Source organism: Streptomyces globisporus (genome assembly GCF_003501885.1).
Taxonomy (GTDB): Bacteria; Actinomycetota; Actinomycetes; order Streptomycetales; family Streptomycetaceae; genus Streptomyces; species Streptomyces globisporus_D.
The window spans coordinates 1-613 of the sequence record NZ_QWFA01000423.1 but is presented as its reverse complement, the minus strand read 5'-3'; the positions used below and the strand labels follow the sequence as shown (position 1 = coordinate 613).

Here is a 613-nt window from a genome sequence, read left to right as displayed (position 1 = left end):
CGCCCGCCGCACCCGCACGGCGGGCGAGGGCTCGGCGGCACAACGCGCCACGACACCCGCCACCGGTGCGGAAACCCCCGCCCCGACCGGCCCGGAGGCCCCCACGGGGAGCGGGGCGCAGGCACCCGCCTCCGCGACCCCGGATGCCCCTGCGGCACCTGAGACTCCTGCTGCACCGGATACGCCTGCGGCGACCCGCCCGCGCCGTTCCCGGTCGGCGTCGCAGGGTTCGGCCAGTCAGCGTCCCGAGCCGGGCGAGTCGCCCGCGCAGCCGACGTCCGGACCGCGCAGGTCCCGCTCCGCCTCCGAAGGTTCGGCCAGTCAGCGTTCGGCCCCGGACGCGCCTGAGGGTCCGCCGTCGCGTCCGCTCCGGGTGCGCAGCACGGATGCCCCGTGGCACGACGCGCAGCCGGCCTTCGACGAACCGGAGGGCCCGGAGCCCCCGGAAGGGGCGGGTGGGGGAGAGGCCCCGCGCAGCGGCCCCACCCCCACACCCAGCGGTGCTCCGGCCCCCAGCGGCGCTCCGGCCCCCAGCAACGCCCCGGAACCGAACGACACCTCGGACTCCGGCGACGCTCCGGACCCCAGCGACAAGCCCACCCCCGACAAGCAC

At 78.6% G+C, this 613-nt stretch carries 1 pseudogene; it reads left to right on the top strand.

What is annotated here, in order from left to right:
* Window positions 1-373: 373 nt before the first annotated feature.
* Window positions 374-613: pseudogene (locus tag D3105_RS36195) on the top strand (NADH-quinone oxidoreductase subunit C); the annotation flags it as partial.